Here is a 12,388-nt window from a genome sequence, read left to right as displayed (position 1 = left end):
AGGCAGATCCGACACGCGGCGATCGACCCGCCGCAACGATAGATCAGACCGGAATTTGACGCGACCGACAAGAGCCGCTTCCCGGTCAACACTCGGTGAAACCTGCCCCGGCGCAGGTAGAAGGAAAAGACCCCTTTATGCTGGTTGCCGATACTCCCCAGACCATCCTGCTTGACCAGTTGCAGCAGGGTGCGTTCCGCTATTTTGACGAATACCGCAGCGATACGACGGGACTGATTGCCGACGCCTCCCAGCCGAACATTCCTGCCAGCATCGCCGCGACCGGTTTTGGCCTTTCCGTTCTCTGCCTGGCGGCGGAGCGCGGCTGGCTGCCGCGGCAGACGGCGGCGGAGCGGGTGCTGACGACCCTTTGCTTCTTCAGCACCAGCGAACAATCACGCGAACGCGCGGCGACCGGCTATCGCGGTCTCTACTACCACTTCCTGGACATGGAGACGGGCAAGCGCGCCTGGCGCAGCGAGCTGTCGCTGATCGACACCGCGCTGCTGCTCTCCGGCATGCTGACCGCCGCCGCCTATTTTAACGAGGACCGGCCGGAGGAGCGCGAGATCCGCGACCTTGCCGACATGCTCTATGCCCGCGCCAACTGGGCCTGGGCGCTGGATTCATCCGATGCGCTGGTGCTCGGCTGGAAGCCGCGCGGCGGGTTCCTTCCCTATCGCTGGCAGGGCTATAGCGAGGCCATCATCCTCTATGCACTGGCGCTCGGCTCGCGCTCCTATCCCGTGCCGCCCGAGAGTTATGAGAGCTTCTCCCGGCAGTGCGGCTGGATGGATGTCGACGGCGAGCCCTTCCTTTATGCCGGCCCGCTGTTCATCCACCTCTTCTCGCATGCCTTCATCGACTTCCGCGGCATTCAGGATGCGGGGATGCGGGAGAAGGACAGCGATTATTTCATCAACACCCAGCGGGCGATCGCCGTGCATCGCGACTATGCGATCCGCAATCCGCATGGCTTCACCGGCTATGGCAGCGAGGTCTGGGGCTTGACGGCCTGCGATGGGCCGGAGCGCCCCCGGCGCCTGCGCGACGGGCGCCAGCAGGCCTTTTCCGGCTATCTCGCCCGCGGCGCTCCCTTCGGTCCGGATGATGGCACCCTTGCCCCCTGGATTGCGGCGAGCTGCCTGCCCTTCGCTCCGGAGGAGGCGCTCGCCTCGCTGCGGCATATCCTCGCCGCCTATCCCGGCACCGTCGAGGATGGCGGCTTCATCGGCAGCTTCAATCCCAGCATCTCCGGCAAAGACCCGGAGGGCTGGAAGAACCGCCGGCGGATCGGCCTCGACCAGGGCCTCTTGATCATGATGATCGAGAACTACCGCACCGGCTTCTTCTGGCAGCTGATGCGCTCGAACACGGTCCTGCGGCGTGGGCTGCAGCGCGCGGGCTTTTCCGGCGGCTGGCTTTGAGCTAAGCCGGTCGGGTGTTGCCTGAGACCCCACCCTCGCCGCCCTCCTCCTCCGCGCCGACCGAAAGCCGATCGCGCGACGCAGTCACGCGTACGGCAGCCCGCGCCCGGCACATTGGCCTGACGCTCGGTCCGATCGCGCCGCCTTTCCTGCGGCTCGCCACCGCGGCACAGGACCCGGGGCTGCTCGGCCCGCTTCTCGCCTTGCCCGAGGCGGTCGCGCCCGGTCTGCCGCTGAAGGCCCGCGGAGCCCATGCCATCGCCTTCCTCAGCTATCAGCTGGCGGGCATCCTCGCCCTCCTAGCACTCGATGCGCGCCTCGGAGCGGCACCCGAGGCGGATGCGGCCGGTCTCCTCTGGGCGGAAGGAGATGAGCGAAAGCTGCATCTCCGCCTCGCCCGGCTGGTCCCGATTTCGGACATGGCCGAGGTCGGCGAACGACTGGCCGGCTGGGCGGCGCCCTTTATCATCGCGATCGAGGGTGAGACCGGGTTGGCTGCAACAGCGCAATGGAAATTGGTGGCTGACAGTCTGGCGCTCGCCTTTCTGGAGAGCGGGCGGGCGCTTGGCATGGAGTCCGAAGGACGGGAGGCGGGGCTCGCCATTCTGAATGATGTCCGGTCGCTTCTCTTCTCGCCGAAGACCGGTTTCGTGCGGATCATCGGTCAGGGCGACGGGCGCGCGCACTACTTCCTGGAGCGGGCCGGGTGCTGCCTTGCCTATCAGGCGCCGGGCGGCGGGCTGTGCGACAATTGCGGCCTGCACCCGCCGGCGACACGCCGGCAGAGGCTGGCGGCCCATGTCAAACATGAGCCGCCAGCCTGAGGTTTGGGATCAGCTTGCGCGGGCGGCGCGGTCGTTCAGCAAACCGTGCACGAGACCGAGCACCAGCCAGAAGGCCAGCGTCGTCGCCAGCGCCGCGACTGCGAATTCCGCTCCGAGAACGGCCGGCACCGGGCTGGCGAGATCGGTCGGCTGCGGCGCACCCCAAAGATGCGGCAGCGCGATCAGCACCAGACCGCCGATCCGGGCCGCGGTCTCGCGACGCAGGGCAAGGAGCCCGAGCCCGGCGGCCGAGAAGAGAACAGTCGCGATCCACCAGAGCTGGCGGTCCGAAAGTTCAGCCGCCGGGAAACCCGGCAGCTCCGGCGGCAGGCCGAGCGAGGGGAGCAGGTGCACGGCCAGCCAGCCGAACGCGCCCCAGATCAGCCCGTTGCGGGCCGTGACGCCCTCTCCGGTGACGAGCGCAATGCCCATCAGCAGCAGGCTGAAGCCGGCCCCCGCGACGAGATTGGCAAGCAGGGTGCCGGAGAAGCGGTTGAGGCCGAAGAGCAGCCCGCCCTCTTCCCCATGCGCGCCCTCGGCGTCATGGGCATAGGCAGGGCTTACCGGCGAGAGCTGCGCGAAGAGCCCCGGACCCGAAGATCGCAAGCCGGCATGGTCTGCATGAGCCGCACCCTGTTCATAGACCTCGGCTTCGAGAATCAGGGGCACGACGCGCAGATGCTGGGCGCCGGTCATGAAGACACCGGCAATCAGCCCGGCCACCAGGGCGACCAGAAGTGTACGAAGAATCATCAGTGAGGTCTCCTCTCATCGCCCGGCCACGTCGCCAAGCTGCCACCGGTCGAAGACCAGCAGCAAAGGCGACGCGGCGTCAGGGCGACCCTGTCAGTGGCAGGGGAAGCCGAAGGAATGGCGCACATCATGCGCTGTGTCGTGCAGCGCTGTAGAATTGGCCAGACCAGCGCCAAAGACGAGCGCGGCTCCGAGAAAGAGAGCGAGAACACCGGCGACGAGCCGGTCATTGAGCGGCAGAGCCGCAACGGTGGAACGCGAATGAGCCATGACAACCTCCGTGATGGCGTGTGCGGGAGAGATCCCGCCTCGGGGCCCGATGCCCCTATCGCCCGGCAGGTTTCCTGGCTCGCGGCCTCAGGCGACGCGCCTTCGCACATCGCCGGCAGGATCGTCTCGCCTTCCCAAATCGTCGGGCCCAGGGCCCTTCGATGCAGTGGCTTCAGCCGGCATGCCGGCTTGACGATCCCTGACCGCTCTACAGTCGCGGGGTCGGCCGTGATTTCGGTGCCTGGCCTAGGTCCACCTGTCACGTTCCCGTTTACTCCCCGGATACGGCAGCAGCCGGGGAACCGTTCGATGCATCATGATGTGACGCGGCGATGGCATTCTGTCAATCGCCCGCACTTGCCATGGGCCATCAAAGCCTGCGTGCGAGCGCTGCCAACTGATCGGCGCAGGTTCCCCAACCCTCCTGGAACCCCATCTGCTCATGCGCATCGCGGTCGGTCTTCGACCAGTGACGCACGCGCGCCGTATAGCGGGTCTGCCCCTCCTCCGGCTCGAAGCTGATGATCGCCGTCATGAAGGGTTTTTCCGACGGGACCCATGCCTCGATATAGGCATCGGTGAAGACGAGTTTGCGGTTCGGCACGACCTCGAGATAGACGCCGCGATTGGGCATCTCGACACCGTCCGGGCTGCGCATGACGATGCGGTTGGCCCCGCCGGGGCGGAGATCGACCACGGCTTCGCTGACCGTCCAGGGCTTCGGCACGAACCATTGCTCGATCAATGCCGGCTCGGTCCAGCAGCGGAACAGCGCTTCCGGCGTGGCGTCGATCAGGCAGGTGAGGACGAGTTCGAATTCGCTTGCGTCGGTGCTCATGTCGGCCCTTTCTCCTTTAGCGATGTCGATCCGAAGAGCGCAGCTGCATCTCGCTTCTAGCGGGCGACCGGTACGGCGCGAATGTTGCCGGCAACGGCGTTGAAGCGCGGCGCCTGCGGGGGTTCACCCTGGCGAAAGGGGAAGACCAGCGTCACCTTCAGCGGCACCGACCGGCCCGGCGGCAGCCGCGCAATCACCAGCGCCTCGTCATTGCCGATTGCGCGGCAAGGATCGGCGGCGCAGTCTTCCAGCGTCACTTCGAGGTCAAAATAATCGAGGAAGGCGGCGCCGTCATTGCGCACCGTGCCGGTGGCGACATAGCTGCCGGCCGGCTGGCTGGGCGTGAATGTCAGATCATCGAGCGCAATCTCGGCCGGTGCGATCTCGACCTTGGCGCGCGCAGGCGCCAGCGGCGGCGCCGGATCGACCTGCTTGGCAGAGCCATCCTTGAGCCAGACGACGAAAGCGGAGATCAAAAGCAACGCAACGAGAACGGAGAGAACCGGTTCGGCCAGTCGCCGGAAGCGGGTGAAGCGCGCGGCGAAAAACACGATCGTCAGGCCCGCAGCGGCGAGCAGCAATAGAACCATCCATCGTCCTCCTGCCGCCACTATAGGGCTCACGCCGTCACGGTCAAAGCGCGAAGAGGTGATGGGAGATTCCCGCATTGCGAGTCGGAACAAAGCGCCGGAGGCGTGGTTTTGAAGGCGTCGAACATATCCACTCCATCCGAGAAAGGATCGAACCCATGGCTCAAAAGGCCCTCGAAGATCTGTTTTACGACACGCTGAAGGATGTCTACTACGCCGAGCGCAAGATCGCCAAGACCTTGCCGAAGATGGCCCGCGGCGCACAGGATGCGAAGCTCAAGCAGGCTTTCGAAACCCATCGCGAGGAGACGGAAGGCCAGATTGAACGTTTGCAGAAGGTGTTCGAGATCTTCGGCAAGCGCGCCGTCGGCAAGACCTGTGCCGCGATCGAAGGCATCATCGAGGAAGGCGAAGAAATTCTCGATGAATTCAAGGGCTCGCCCGCCATCGATGCCGGCCTGCTGGCAACGGCCCAGGCTGTCGAACACTACGAAATCGCCCGCTACGGCACGCTGAAGACCTGGGCCGGCCTGCTTGGCCTCGATGAAGCCGTCAAGCTTCTCGACGAGACGCTGCAGGAAGAAGGCAAGACGGACGAACTTCTGACGCAGCTCGCAGAATCGGCCGTCAACAAGACTGCCCTCGGCAAGGCCGCCTGAGGCAAGGCACTCCCACCGGCATCTCCCGTCGATGCCGGTTCTCCCTAGAAGTCGTCGGCCGGACAGCGCTCCGGCCGATTCAGTCATTCTCGGGGTGGCAGGCTGACCCAGTACGCCCCTTCGAAGGCCACGGCGGCAAAGCGTCGGTTGATCTCTTGAAGGGTCGCGCGCGGGTCCACATCGCCGAAAAGCTCGGGCCGGATCCAGGTCGCGAAGGCTTCGGCCGCGACGATGTTCAGCGGCACGGCGTTGAAGAAGTTCCAAAGGCCGTGCACCTTCCTCTCCCGTATCGCTTTCAGGCTGGACAGCACCGGCATGGCGGTCACCCCGGCCAATCCTGCACGTGCTTCCGTTTCCGCCACACCCGGACCGATCGAGAACGGGCTGTAGGCGCCACCTGGCGAGGAGGTCGCGATATAGATCTCTGGCTCGGCCGCAATCAGATATTCGCTGGAGACGACGCCACCCTGCGGCGGCAGATTGCGGTCCGCAATGTTGCGCCCGCCGGCAAGGGTGATGAAGGCGCCCAGACCGCCGGTACCATAGGCGTAGCAGCACTTCTCGACATTGGGGAACGCGTCCATCAGCACGCTTGGCCCTGGCTTGGCATCGGCGGCCACGCGGTCGCGGATTCGTGCGAGGCGCTCTTCATAGAACCGGGCAAAATCATACGCCGCCTGCTCCCGGTCGAGAACCCGGCCGAGCAGCCGCATGGCCGACGGCGTGTTGCGGATCGCATCGCTGTTGAAATCGACGACGATCACCGGCACGCCGGTTTCTTCGAGAATGGCGATCAGCCGCTTGCCCTCCTCCGTCTCTGCCTGCCAATTGGCAAGAATGGCGAGATCGGACTTTAACGTCAGGATCGTTTCGAGCGAGAGGCCGCCGCCCGTGCCGTCGCCGATCACCGGCAGATCGGCAATAGCCGGAAACTTCGCGGCGAAGGCGACATAGAGCTCCGGATTGTCGCCCTTCATGTCGGTCGACCAGCCGGCCAGGCGACTGACAGGATCTTTCTCGATGAGCGAAAGCGCCACGAGGTTGAAGCCGCTGCCGAGCAGGATCGCCTCCGGCCGGGCGGGGATGGTGACGCGGCGGCCAAGCGAATCCGTGACCTCGACGGGATAGGTGGTGGCCCATGCGCTCATCGGCATGAGAAGAAGACAGAGAAGCGTGAGCAGCCGGATCATCGCGGGCTCCTTGGAATGACATCGATCAATGGCGCTGGGCGGGCAAGGCGCAGAGCGCGCCGCAGCTCGGAATGCCCGGCAGCAGGTAGCGCAGGCAGCAGACCTTGCGCCGACAGACGAGCCGACCTGGTTCAGGCCCCATCTCGTCCGACTCCCGCTTCAGGCATCCCTTGAAGGGATTGACGCCGCCGTCGGCAAGACGATCGGCTTCGAAGAGCGGGCGGGCGGGCCAGGTTTCGGCATCGGCGGTCGTCGCGGTCGCATTGAAGGCATAGTCGAGATAGACGGCCACGTTGTTCCATGCGAGCTTCGGCGCCATGCCGGCACGGCTCTTCAACCGATCGACGACCGGTTCCAGATGGCCGCGCAGCAGCGGCACGACCGCCCGAGCCAGATCCTCTCCGCCCTCATCGCTCCACACGCCTTCATCGATAAGACCGAAAGCCCGCGGCAGGCCATCCTCGGCGAGCGCGATCGTCATCGTCCCCAGCGAAACGGGCAACAGGCGCTCGGCGCGGCGGGCGACGATGAAGGGAATGGCAAGCGCCGAGAAATAATAGAGCGACCACATGGAGACGATCGCCCGCCGATCGCCGCCAGGATGCGCCTCACCATAGCGCTGCAACGCGGCCTCAAAGGCGCCGCTCGCAAAGAACTGCGACAGTGGGACGGCACCCTCGAGCGCCGCCGTGACCTTCATCTTCTCGCCGCACCAAGCATGCTCGCCGGCAAACACCGTCTTCAGGCCCGGCGGGTCGAAGACGGTGGCGACGGTCATGGGGCCTGCGCTCTCCACCGCGCTCACCAGCTATATTTCAGCGAGCCGATGACCGTGCGGCCCTGGTCGCGGTAGCAGAAGCCGGCCGAGCAGACAGGGTCGCGTCGGTCGAAGAGATTGGTGGCGTTCACCTGCAGGCGCAGTCCGTCATATTTCGGATCGAGCGCGGCGAAGTCATAATGGATCGCCGCATCGACCAGCGCGCGCGTGCCGTTCTTCAGCGTGTTCTCGTCATTGCCGTAGCTCGAACCGATGAAGCGGACACCACCGCCGAAACCGAGGCCCGACCAGGCGCCGTCGGCCTGCAGCGTATAATCCGCATAGACGGAGGCGGTGTGCAGCGGCACGGAGGAGACGAAGTTGCCGATCGTCGTCTCCGGCCCCTCGATGATCTTCATATGCGTGTAGCTGTAGGCGGCCGTCAGCGAGAGGCCGTTGTCGAGGCTGGTGACAGCCTCCAGCTCGAAGCCGCGAGAGCGCAGCTTGCCGCGCTGGACCTGGATATTGGCCGGGCCGGTCGGCAGGTCGACGACTTCGTAATAGAGCCCGTCCTTCTGGTCGATGTTGAAGACCGAGGCGGTCAGGAGCGTGTTGCTGTCCGGCAGCAGCACCTTGACGCCGATCTCCTCCTGCTCGCTCTTCGTTGGGTTGAAGGGCTGCCCCGTTTCCTGGCTGACGCCGGCATTGGGCGAGAAGGCGGTCGAATAGCTGGCATAGGGCGCAATGCCGTTCTCGAACTGATAGGTGAGGCCGATACGGCCGGAAAAGGCCCTGTCGCTCTGCTCGGTGCGGGTCACGGCATCGGTGGCGAGATCGGTGCTGCGGGTCGTCGTATCGACCCAGTCGTAGCGCCCGCCGAGCGTCAGCGTCCAGGCATCGTAGCGGATCTGGTCCTGCACATAGGTGCCGATCTGCGACTGGTCCTGCCGGACCTTGATCTGGAAGGGGATCTCGTCCACCGGATCGCCGCGATCGGGATCGTCGAGGTCCAGCGGCGGCGAGGTGCCGTTGCCGTTCAGCGAATTATAGCGCAGCTGGGTATAGTCGATCCCGGCCAGCAGGGTGTGGTCGAGGGGGCCGGTGTCGAACTTCGCCTCGATCTGCGTGTCGATCACCCCGGCGTTCAGCCGCTCGTCGAAGGTGCCGGCGCTGCGGTCGATCAGGCGCGGGTCTGTGGCGTTCGGCGCATAGGCGAAGGCCCAGTCCGCATCCGTGTTGAGCGAGGAGAAGCGAGCATTCTGGCGGAAGGTGAAGACCTCGTTCAGCCGGTGCTCGAACTCGTAGCCAATGCGTCCCTGGTGCTGGACGCTGTCGTTGAAGGCCGGGTTGCCGGCGAAATAGTCGGTCACCTCATTGTTGGCGGCGTCGTAGTAGTAAGCCGCCGTGCCGCCGGTCTTGGTGCGCGAATATTCGCCGAGAATGGTCAGCGTCGTGTCCTCGTCCGGCTTCCAGGTGATGGCGGGAGCGATATAGGCGCGGTCGTCATCGACCGAGATCTGCTGCGTGTCGGCGCTGCGCAGGAGGCCCGTCATGCGGTAGAGGACCGCCTCCTCCTCGTCGAGCGGGCCGGAGAAGTCGAACTGGCCCTGAGTTCGCGCATGCGTCCCGTACTGGATCTGCACCTCGTTCAACGCATCGGCCGTGGGCCGCTTGGTGATGAGATTGTAGAGGCCGCCGGCACCGGAGGCGCCGTAGAGGGCCGAGGACGGGCCGCGCAGGATCGAGACGCCTTCGAGACCATAGGGCTCGGTCTTGAACAGGGACGAACCGGCGCCCGGCTGGCGCAGATTGTCGCGGAAGATGCCGCTATAGGTGACGTCGAACCCGCGCACGGTGAAGCTGTCGAAGCGCGGATCGAAGCCGTAGGCGCCGATGCGGGTGCCGGGCGTATAGCTGAGCGTTTCCAACAGCGTCTGCGGGTTGCGGTCCTCGAGCTGCGCCTTCGTGACCGAGGAGATCGACTGCGGCGTTTCCAGGAATGGCGTATCGACCTTGGCACCGGTGGCACTCGCCGTCCCGACATAGCCCTCCGCGGTGATGACCCCGCCGCTGCCGCTTTTCACGACCAGCTCATCGAGCTCGGTCGGCTCCTGCGCGTTTGCAGTAAGAGCAAGGACGAAGAGCGAAGTACCGGTGGCGAGAACCAGGCGGGAGGAAGGGCGAGAAACGGGGAAAGGCATGCGCGACGGGTCCGGGATAGAATGAAAGACGACTCGTTTTATCAAGTTTTTGCCACAAGAAAAGCGAAATGGTGACTTTTTCACTCAACTTAAATCGGCCCAGGGCTGACGCCTCAGAAACTGTCGCCCGAACCCAAGCGCGAGGCTGAAAGACGCGAGCCTTCGCCGAACTCGGCATGCGTCTGCGGCGGGCAGAGACAGCCCGTCTCATTGACGTTCCGACCCCAATCCATTAGAGATCCCTTGATCACGGGATGGGTCTGGACCGTTGCGATGGCGTCTTTTCAGGATGAACTCGGCACATTATTGCGCGGCGTCGATGCGATAGCGGCTCTGGGCGCCGCGTTGAAGCTTCACGCTCTCGGGGCGGATCCTCATCCGGATGTGCCCCTCCGAACTGCCCTTCAACATCTGGTGCCCAGCGGCGTGGAAGAGGTCGATCCAAAGACCGCAGGCTTCCTCAGCAAGCTGATCATCGCGCGCCTGGCAGAGGCTCAAGACTTTCTCGCAAAGCCGGATCGTGGACCTGGATGGTCGCAGGTCGTCTCTCCGCTGATGCATGCCATGGGCGAGGCGTCGCGCATGGTTCCCCATCATATGCATGCGCTAGCGGCGACCCGCCCCGGCCTGGCCGCCGCCTTGCGCGGGCGGATGCTGGATGTCGGAACCGGCATCGGCGCGCTGGCGCTCGAAGCCCTGTCTCTCGAGCCGACCCTTCAGGTTGTCGGTCTGGACATCTGGCCGGAAGCCTTGGCGGAAGCCGAAGCACGGCGGCGCGAGAGCCCGTATGGCGATCGGCTGGAGCTGCGCAACGAGGATGTGACGGCGCTGACGGAAACGTCCGCCTACACGCTCGCCTGGCTCCCCACCCCCTTCATGCCCCGCCCGGTCGCGGAGGCGGCTCTCGATCGCCTGGTCGTCTCCCTGCAGCCAAATGGCTGGCTGGTCACCGTGACCTTCGCCATTCCTGCCGATCCTGCGGGCGCGGCCATCGGCCGCCTGCGGCTGCTGCGGGCCGGCGGCTATCCCTGGACCGCGGAGGAACTGAGCGGAGCGCTACAGGCACGCGGACTGCAGGAGGTGGAGGCAATCCCCTTGGGCCCGACCATCATGTTTATCGGACGGCGTTGATCACGCCGAAGCTCATCCTTCGAACAGGACCGGTCATGGTTCTCGGCTGGACGACAGATAGCATGAGCAAGATCCAGGCTTTGCTAGCGTTTCGTTTGGCCGAACGGCAGCACCCGCTCGTCGCCTGCCACCAGTTCCAAGCCCCTCTTCGAACGTTGCTGACCGTTCCACTCGCGGGCGCTGGCCTCAGCCCGGCGCGAAAGCTGCCATCTCGCCCGCATAGGGCTTGGCCAGCGGCGCCGCATAGGAGCCGCGCTTGCTGGTGGTCAGTCGCTGGGAGACCAGGGCTTCGGCCTGTTTCACCGCTGCCGAGACGCCATCGATGACCGGGACGTGGTAGATCTGCTGCAGCTCATAGGCAAGATCGGCCATGCCGGCGCAACCAAGCACGATCGCTTCCGCCTGGTCTTCATGCAACGCCCGCTCGATCTGGCTGCGCAGCTTGTCGAGCGCGCCCGAGCCCTCCTCTTCGAGGTCGAGCACCGGAATATCGGCGGCTCGAACTTTGACCCGGCTGCCGAAGCCATAATGCCGTGTCAGATTTTCGAGCAACACGCGCGAGCGCTCCAGCGTGGTAACGACCGAGAATCGCTGGGCGAGAAAGCCTGCGGTGACCAAAGCGCTTTCGCAAAGGCCGAGCACGGGAATCGAGGCGAGCGAGCGGGCGGCGTCGAGCCCGGTATCGTCGAAACAGGCGACGATGGCCGCATGCGCGCCCAAAGCCTCGCCGCGCCGGAGTGCAGCCATGAGGCCCGGGAGCGCCAGCGCCCCGTCATAGTGCCCTTCGATCGAGGCCGGCCCCATGCTCGACGTCATGGGCAGGATCTCGGTGCCCGCGGCTGCGACCTGGCGCGCGGCCGCGGCCGCCTTGTCGGTCATCGAGGCGGTGGTATTCGGATTGACGATGAGAATGCGCATGCGTGGGATCAGCTCAGCTTGGCCTGCCGGCGGCGCAGGATCATGATCGTGCCGAGGGCGAGCAGGATGATGGTGAAGGAGAAAAGCGTCGTCACCGTGCCCAGCGCATAGAGCACCGGGGTCGTGACATTGGTGGTCATGCCGTAGATTTCGAGCGGCAGCGTGTTGTAGGTGCCGGCCGTCATCAGCGTGCGGGCGAATTCGTCATAGGAGAGCGTGAAGCCGAACAGGCCGACGCCGATCAGGCTCGGCGCGATCATCGGCAGGAGCACGTGGCGGAAGGTCTGCCAGGAGGAGGCGCCGAGATCGCGTGCGGCCTCCTCATAGCTCGGCGAGAAGCGGTTGAAGACGGCGAACATGATCAGCACGCCGAAGGGCAGCGTCCAGGTGAGATGCGCGCCGAAGGCGGAGGAATACCAGGCGGGCTTCAGTCCCAACTGCTGGAAGACGACGCCGATGCCGAGCGAGATGATGATCGACGGCACGACAAGGCTCGCGACGGTCACATAGAAAAGGAGCGTCGAGCCCGGAAAACGCCGACGGAAGGCGAGCCCCGCCAGCAGCGAAACAACGACATTGACCACCATTACCATCAGCCCGAGCGTGAAGGAGCGGGTGAAGGAAGCACCGAAATCGCCGACGGCCTGCTGCTCGAACAGATTGGCGAACCAGCGCAGCGAGACGCCGTTCATCGGGAAGGTGAGCCCGCCATTCGGCCCCTGGAAGGACAGGATGAGGACGGCGGACAGCGGGCCGTAAAGGAAGAGCACGAAGAGGGCGAAGAAGCCGGCCAGCAGGTAGAATTCGAGGTTCCGTTTCTCGTGGTGCAT

13 protein-coding genes and 1 riboswitch are annotated in these 12,388 nt (G+C 65.1%); of the genes, 4 read left to right on the top strand and 9 right to left on the bottom strand.

The genetic code is table 11. The annotated features are described in order from the left end of the window. Positions 1-137: 137 nt before the first annotated feature. Together ACLE20_RS12530 and ACLE20_RS12525 are read left to right on the top strand one after the other, a co-directional pair. On the top strand, positions 138-1,427 hold the full coding sequence (locus ACLE20_RS12530) for a glucoamylase family protein (RefSeq protein WP_410940632.1): 1,290 nt from the start codon (positions 138-140) through the stop codon (positions 1,425-1,427). A gap of 14 nt (positions 1,428-1,441) precedes the next feature. After that, entirely contained in the window at positions 1,442-2,251 is an 810-nt protein-coding gene (locus ACLE20_RS12525; RefSeq protein ID WP_410940631.1) for a (2Fe-2S)-binding protein, read from the top strand. A 9-nt stretch (positions 2,252-2,260) separates the two neighbouring features. Here the strand turns inward: ACLE20_RS12525 and ACLE20_RS12520 are convergent, their stop codons facing one another. The 4 genes from ACLE20_RS12520 to ACLE20_RS12505 all read right to left on the bottom strand — a co-directional run bounded on the left by ACLE20_RS12520 (position 2,261) and on the right by ACLE20_RS12505 (position 4,702). Beyond that, on the bottom strand, positions 2,261-3,004 hold the full coding sequence (locus ACLE20_RS12520; RefSeq protein WP_410940630.1) for a CbtA family protein: 744 nt from the start codon (positions 3,002-3,004) through the stop codon (positions 2,261-2,263). A gap of 93 nt (positions 3,005-3,097) precedes the next feature. Continuing rightward, positions 3,098-3,274, bottom strand: coding sequence for a CbtB domain-containing protein (locus tag ACLE20_RS12515; RefSeq protein ID WP_410940629.1), 177 nt, complete (start codon positions 3,272-3,274; stop codon positions 3,098-3,100). A 46-nt stretch (positions 3,275-3,320) separates the two neighbouring features. Next, positions 3,321-3,588, bottom strand: a riboswitch (cobalamin riboswitch). Between the two features lie 56 nt (positions 3,589-3,644). After that, complete coding sequence (locus ACLE20_RS12510; protein WP_410940628.1) at positions 3,645-4,112, bottom strand: SRPBCC family protein; 468 nt, start codon at positions 4,110-4,112, stop codon at positions 3,645-3,647. Positions 4,113-4,168: 56 nt separating this feature from the next. Then, on the bottom strand, positions 4,169-4,702 hold the full coding sequence (locus ACLE20_RS12505; RefSeq protein ID WP_410940627.1) for a hypothetical protein: 534 nt from the start codon (positions 4,700-4,702) through the stop codon (positions 4,169-4,171). Positions 4,703-4,860: 158 nt separating this feature from the next. On the opposite strand from ACLE20_RS12505, the gene ACLE20_RS12500 reads away from it, so the two are divergent. After that, positions 4,861-5,361 carry a ferritin-like domain-containing protein gene (locus ACLE20_RS12500; protein WP_410940626.1) on the top strand — a complete coding sequence of 167 codons (501 nt, stop codon included), beginning with the start codon at positions 4,861-4,863 and terminating at the stop codon, positions 5,359-5,361. Between the two features lie 83 nt (positions 5,362-5,444). On the opposite strand, the gene ACLE20_RS12495 is transcribed toward ACLE20_RS12500, so the two are convergent. Genes ACLE20_RS12495 through ACLE20_RS12485 form a run of 3 tightly spaced genes read right to left on the bottom strand, consistent with a single transcriptional unit; the run spans position 5,445 to position 9,527 of the window. Continuing rightward, positions 5,445-6,551, bottom strand: a complete 1,107-nt coding sequence (locus tag ACLE20_RS12495) for an ABC transporter substrate-binding protein (RefSeq protein WP_410940625.1) — start codon at positions 6,549-6,551, stop codon at positions 5,445-5,447. A gap of 25 nt (positions 6,552-6,576) precedes the next feature. Further along, on the bottom strand, positions 6,577-7,329 hold the full coding sequence (gene fhuF, locus ACLE20_RS12490) for a siderophore-iron reductase FhuF (RefSeq protein ID WP_410940624.1): 753 nt from the start codon (positions 7,327-7,329) through the stop codon (positions 6,577-6,579). 23 nt (positions 7,330-7,352) lie between these two features. Further along, positions 7,353-9,527, bottom strand: a complete 2,175-nt coding sequence (locus tag ACLE20_RS12485; protein ID WP_410940827.1) for a TonB-dependent siderophore receptor — start codon at positions 9,525-9,527, stop codon at positions 7,353-7,355. Positions 9,528-9,782: 255 nt separating this feature from the next. Between ACLE20_RS12485 and ACLE20_RS12480 the strand changes: the two genes are divergently transcribed. Further along, entirely contained in the window at positions 9,783-10,640 is an 858-nt protein-coding gene (locus ACLE20_RS12480; protein ID WP_410940623.1) for an SAM-dependent methyltransferase, read from the top strand. 186 nt (positions 10,641-10,826) lie between these two features. Here ACLE20_RS12480 and ACLE20_RS12475 read toward each other — a convergent pair whose 3' ends face one another. Further along, on the bottom strand, positions 10,827-11,558 hold the full coding sequence (locus tag ACLE20_RS12475; protein ID WP_410940622.1) for an aspartate/glutamate racemase family protein: 732 nt from the start codon (positions 11,556-11,558) through the stop codon (positions 10,827-10,829). An 8-nt stretch (positions 11,559-11,566) separates the two neighbouring features. Then, positions 11,567-12,388, bottom strand: a complete 822-nt coding sequence (locus tag ACLE20_RS12470; protein ID WP_410940621.1) for an ABC transporter permease — start codon at positions 12,386-12,388, stop codon at positions 11,567-11,569.

Source organism: Rhizobium sp. YIM 134829, from assembly GCF_046546455.1.
Note: the sequence above shows the minus strand (reverse complement) of the source record. Positions and strands in the feature narration are given on the sequence as shown.

What these genes read in the sequence shown, in the direction of transcription:
- ACLE20_RS12530 (WP_410940632.1), top strand. Translation starts at nt 138, where the DNA reads ATGCTGGTTGCCGATACTCCCCAGACCATCCTGCTTGACCAGTTGCAG.
- ACLE20_RS12520 (WP_410940630.1), bottom strand. Translation starts at nt 3,004, where the DNA reads ATGATTCTTCGTACACTTCTGGTCGCCCTGGTGGCCGGGCTGATTGCC.
- ACLE20_RS12515 (WP_410940629.1), bottom strand. Translation starts at nt 3,274, where the DNA reads ATGGCTCATTCGCGTTCCACCGTTGCGGCTCTGCCGCTCAATGACCGG.
- ACLE20_RS12510 (WP_410940628.1), bottom strand. Translation starts at nt 4,112, where the DNA reads ATGAGCACCGACGCAAGCGAATTCGAACTCGTCCTCACCTGCCTGATC.
- ACLE20_RS12505 (WP_410940627.1), bottom strand. Translation starts at nt 4,702, where the DNA reads ATGGTTCTATTGCTGCTCGCCGCTGCGGGCCTGACGATCGTGTTTTTC.
- ACLE20_RS12500 (WP_410940626.1), top strand. Translation starts at nt 4,861, where the DNA reads ATGGCTCAAAAGGCCCTCGAAGATCTGTTTTACGACACGCTGAAGGAT.
- ACLE20_RS12495 (WP_410940625.1), bottom strand. Translation starts at nt 6,551, where the DNA reads ATGATCCGGCTGCTCACGCTTCTCTGTCTTCTTCTCATGCCGATGAGC.
- fhuF (WP_410940624.1), bottom strand. Translation starts at nt 7,329, where the DNA reads ATGACCGTCGCCACCGTCTTCGACCCGCCGGGCCTGAAGACGGTGTTT.
- ACLE20_RS12480 (WP_410940623.1), top strand. Translation starts at nt 9,783, where the DNA reads ATGGCGTCTTTTCAGGATGAACTCGGCACATTATTGCGCGGCGTCGAT.
- ACLE20_RS12475 (WP_410940622.1), bottom strand. Translation starts at nt 11,558, where the DNA reads ATGCGCATTCTCATCGTCAATCCGAATACCACCGCCTCGATGACCGAC.
- ACLE20_RS12470 (WP_410940621.1), bottom strand. Translation starts at nt 12,388, where the DNA reads ATGCACCACGAGAAACGGAACCTCGAATTCTACCTGCTGGCCGGCTTC.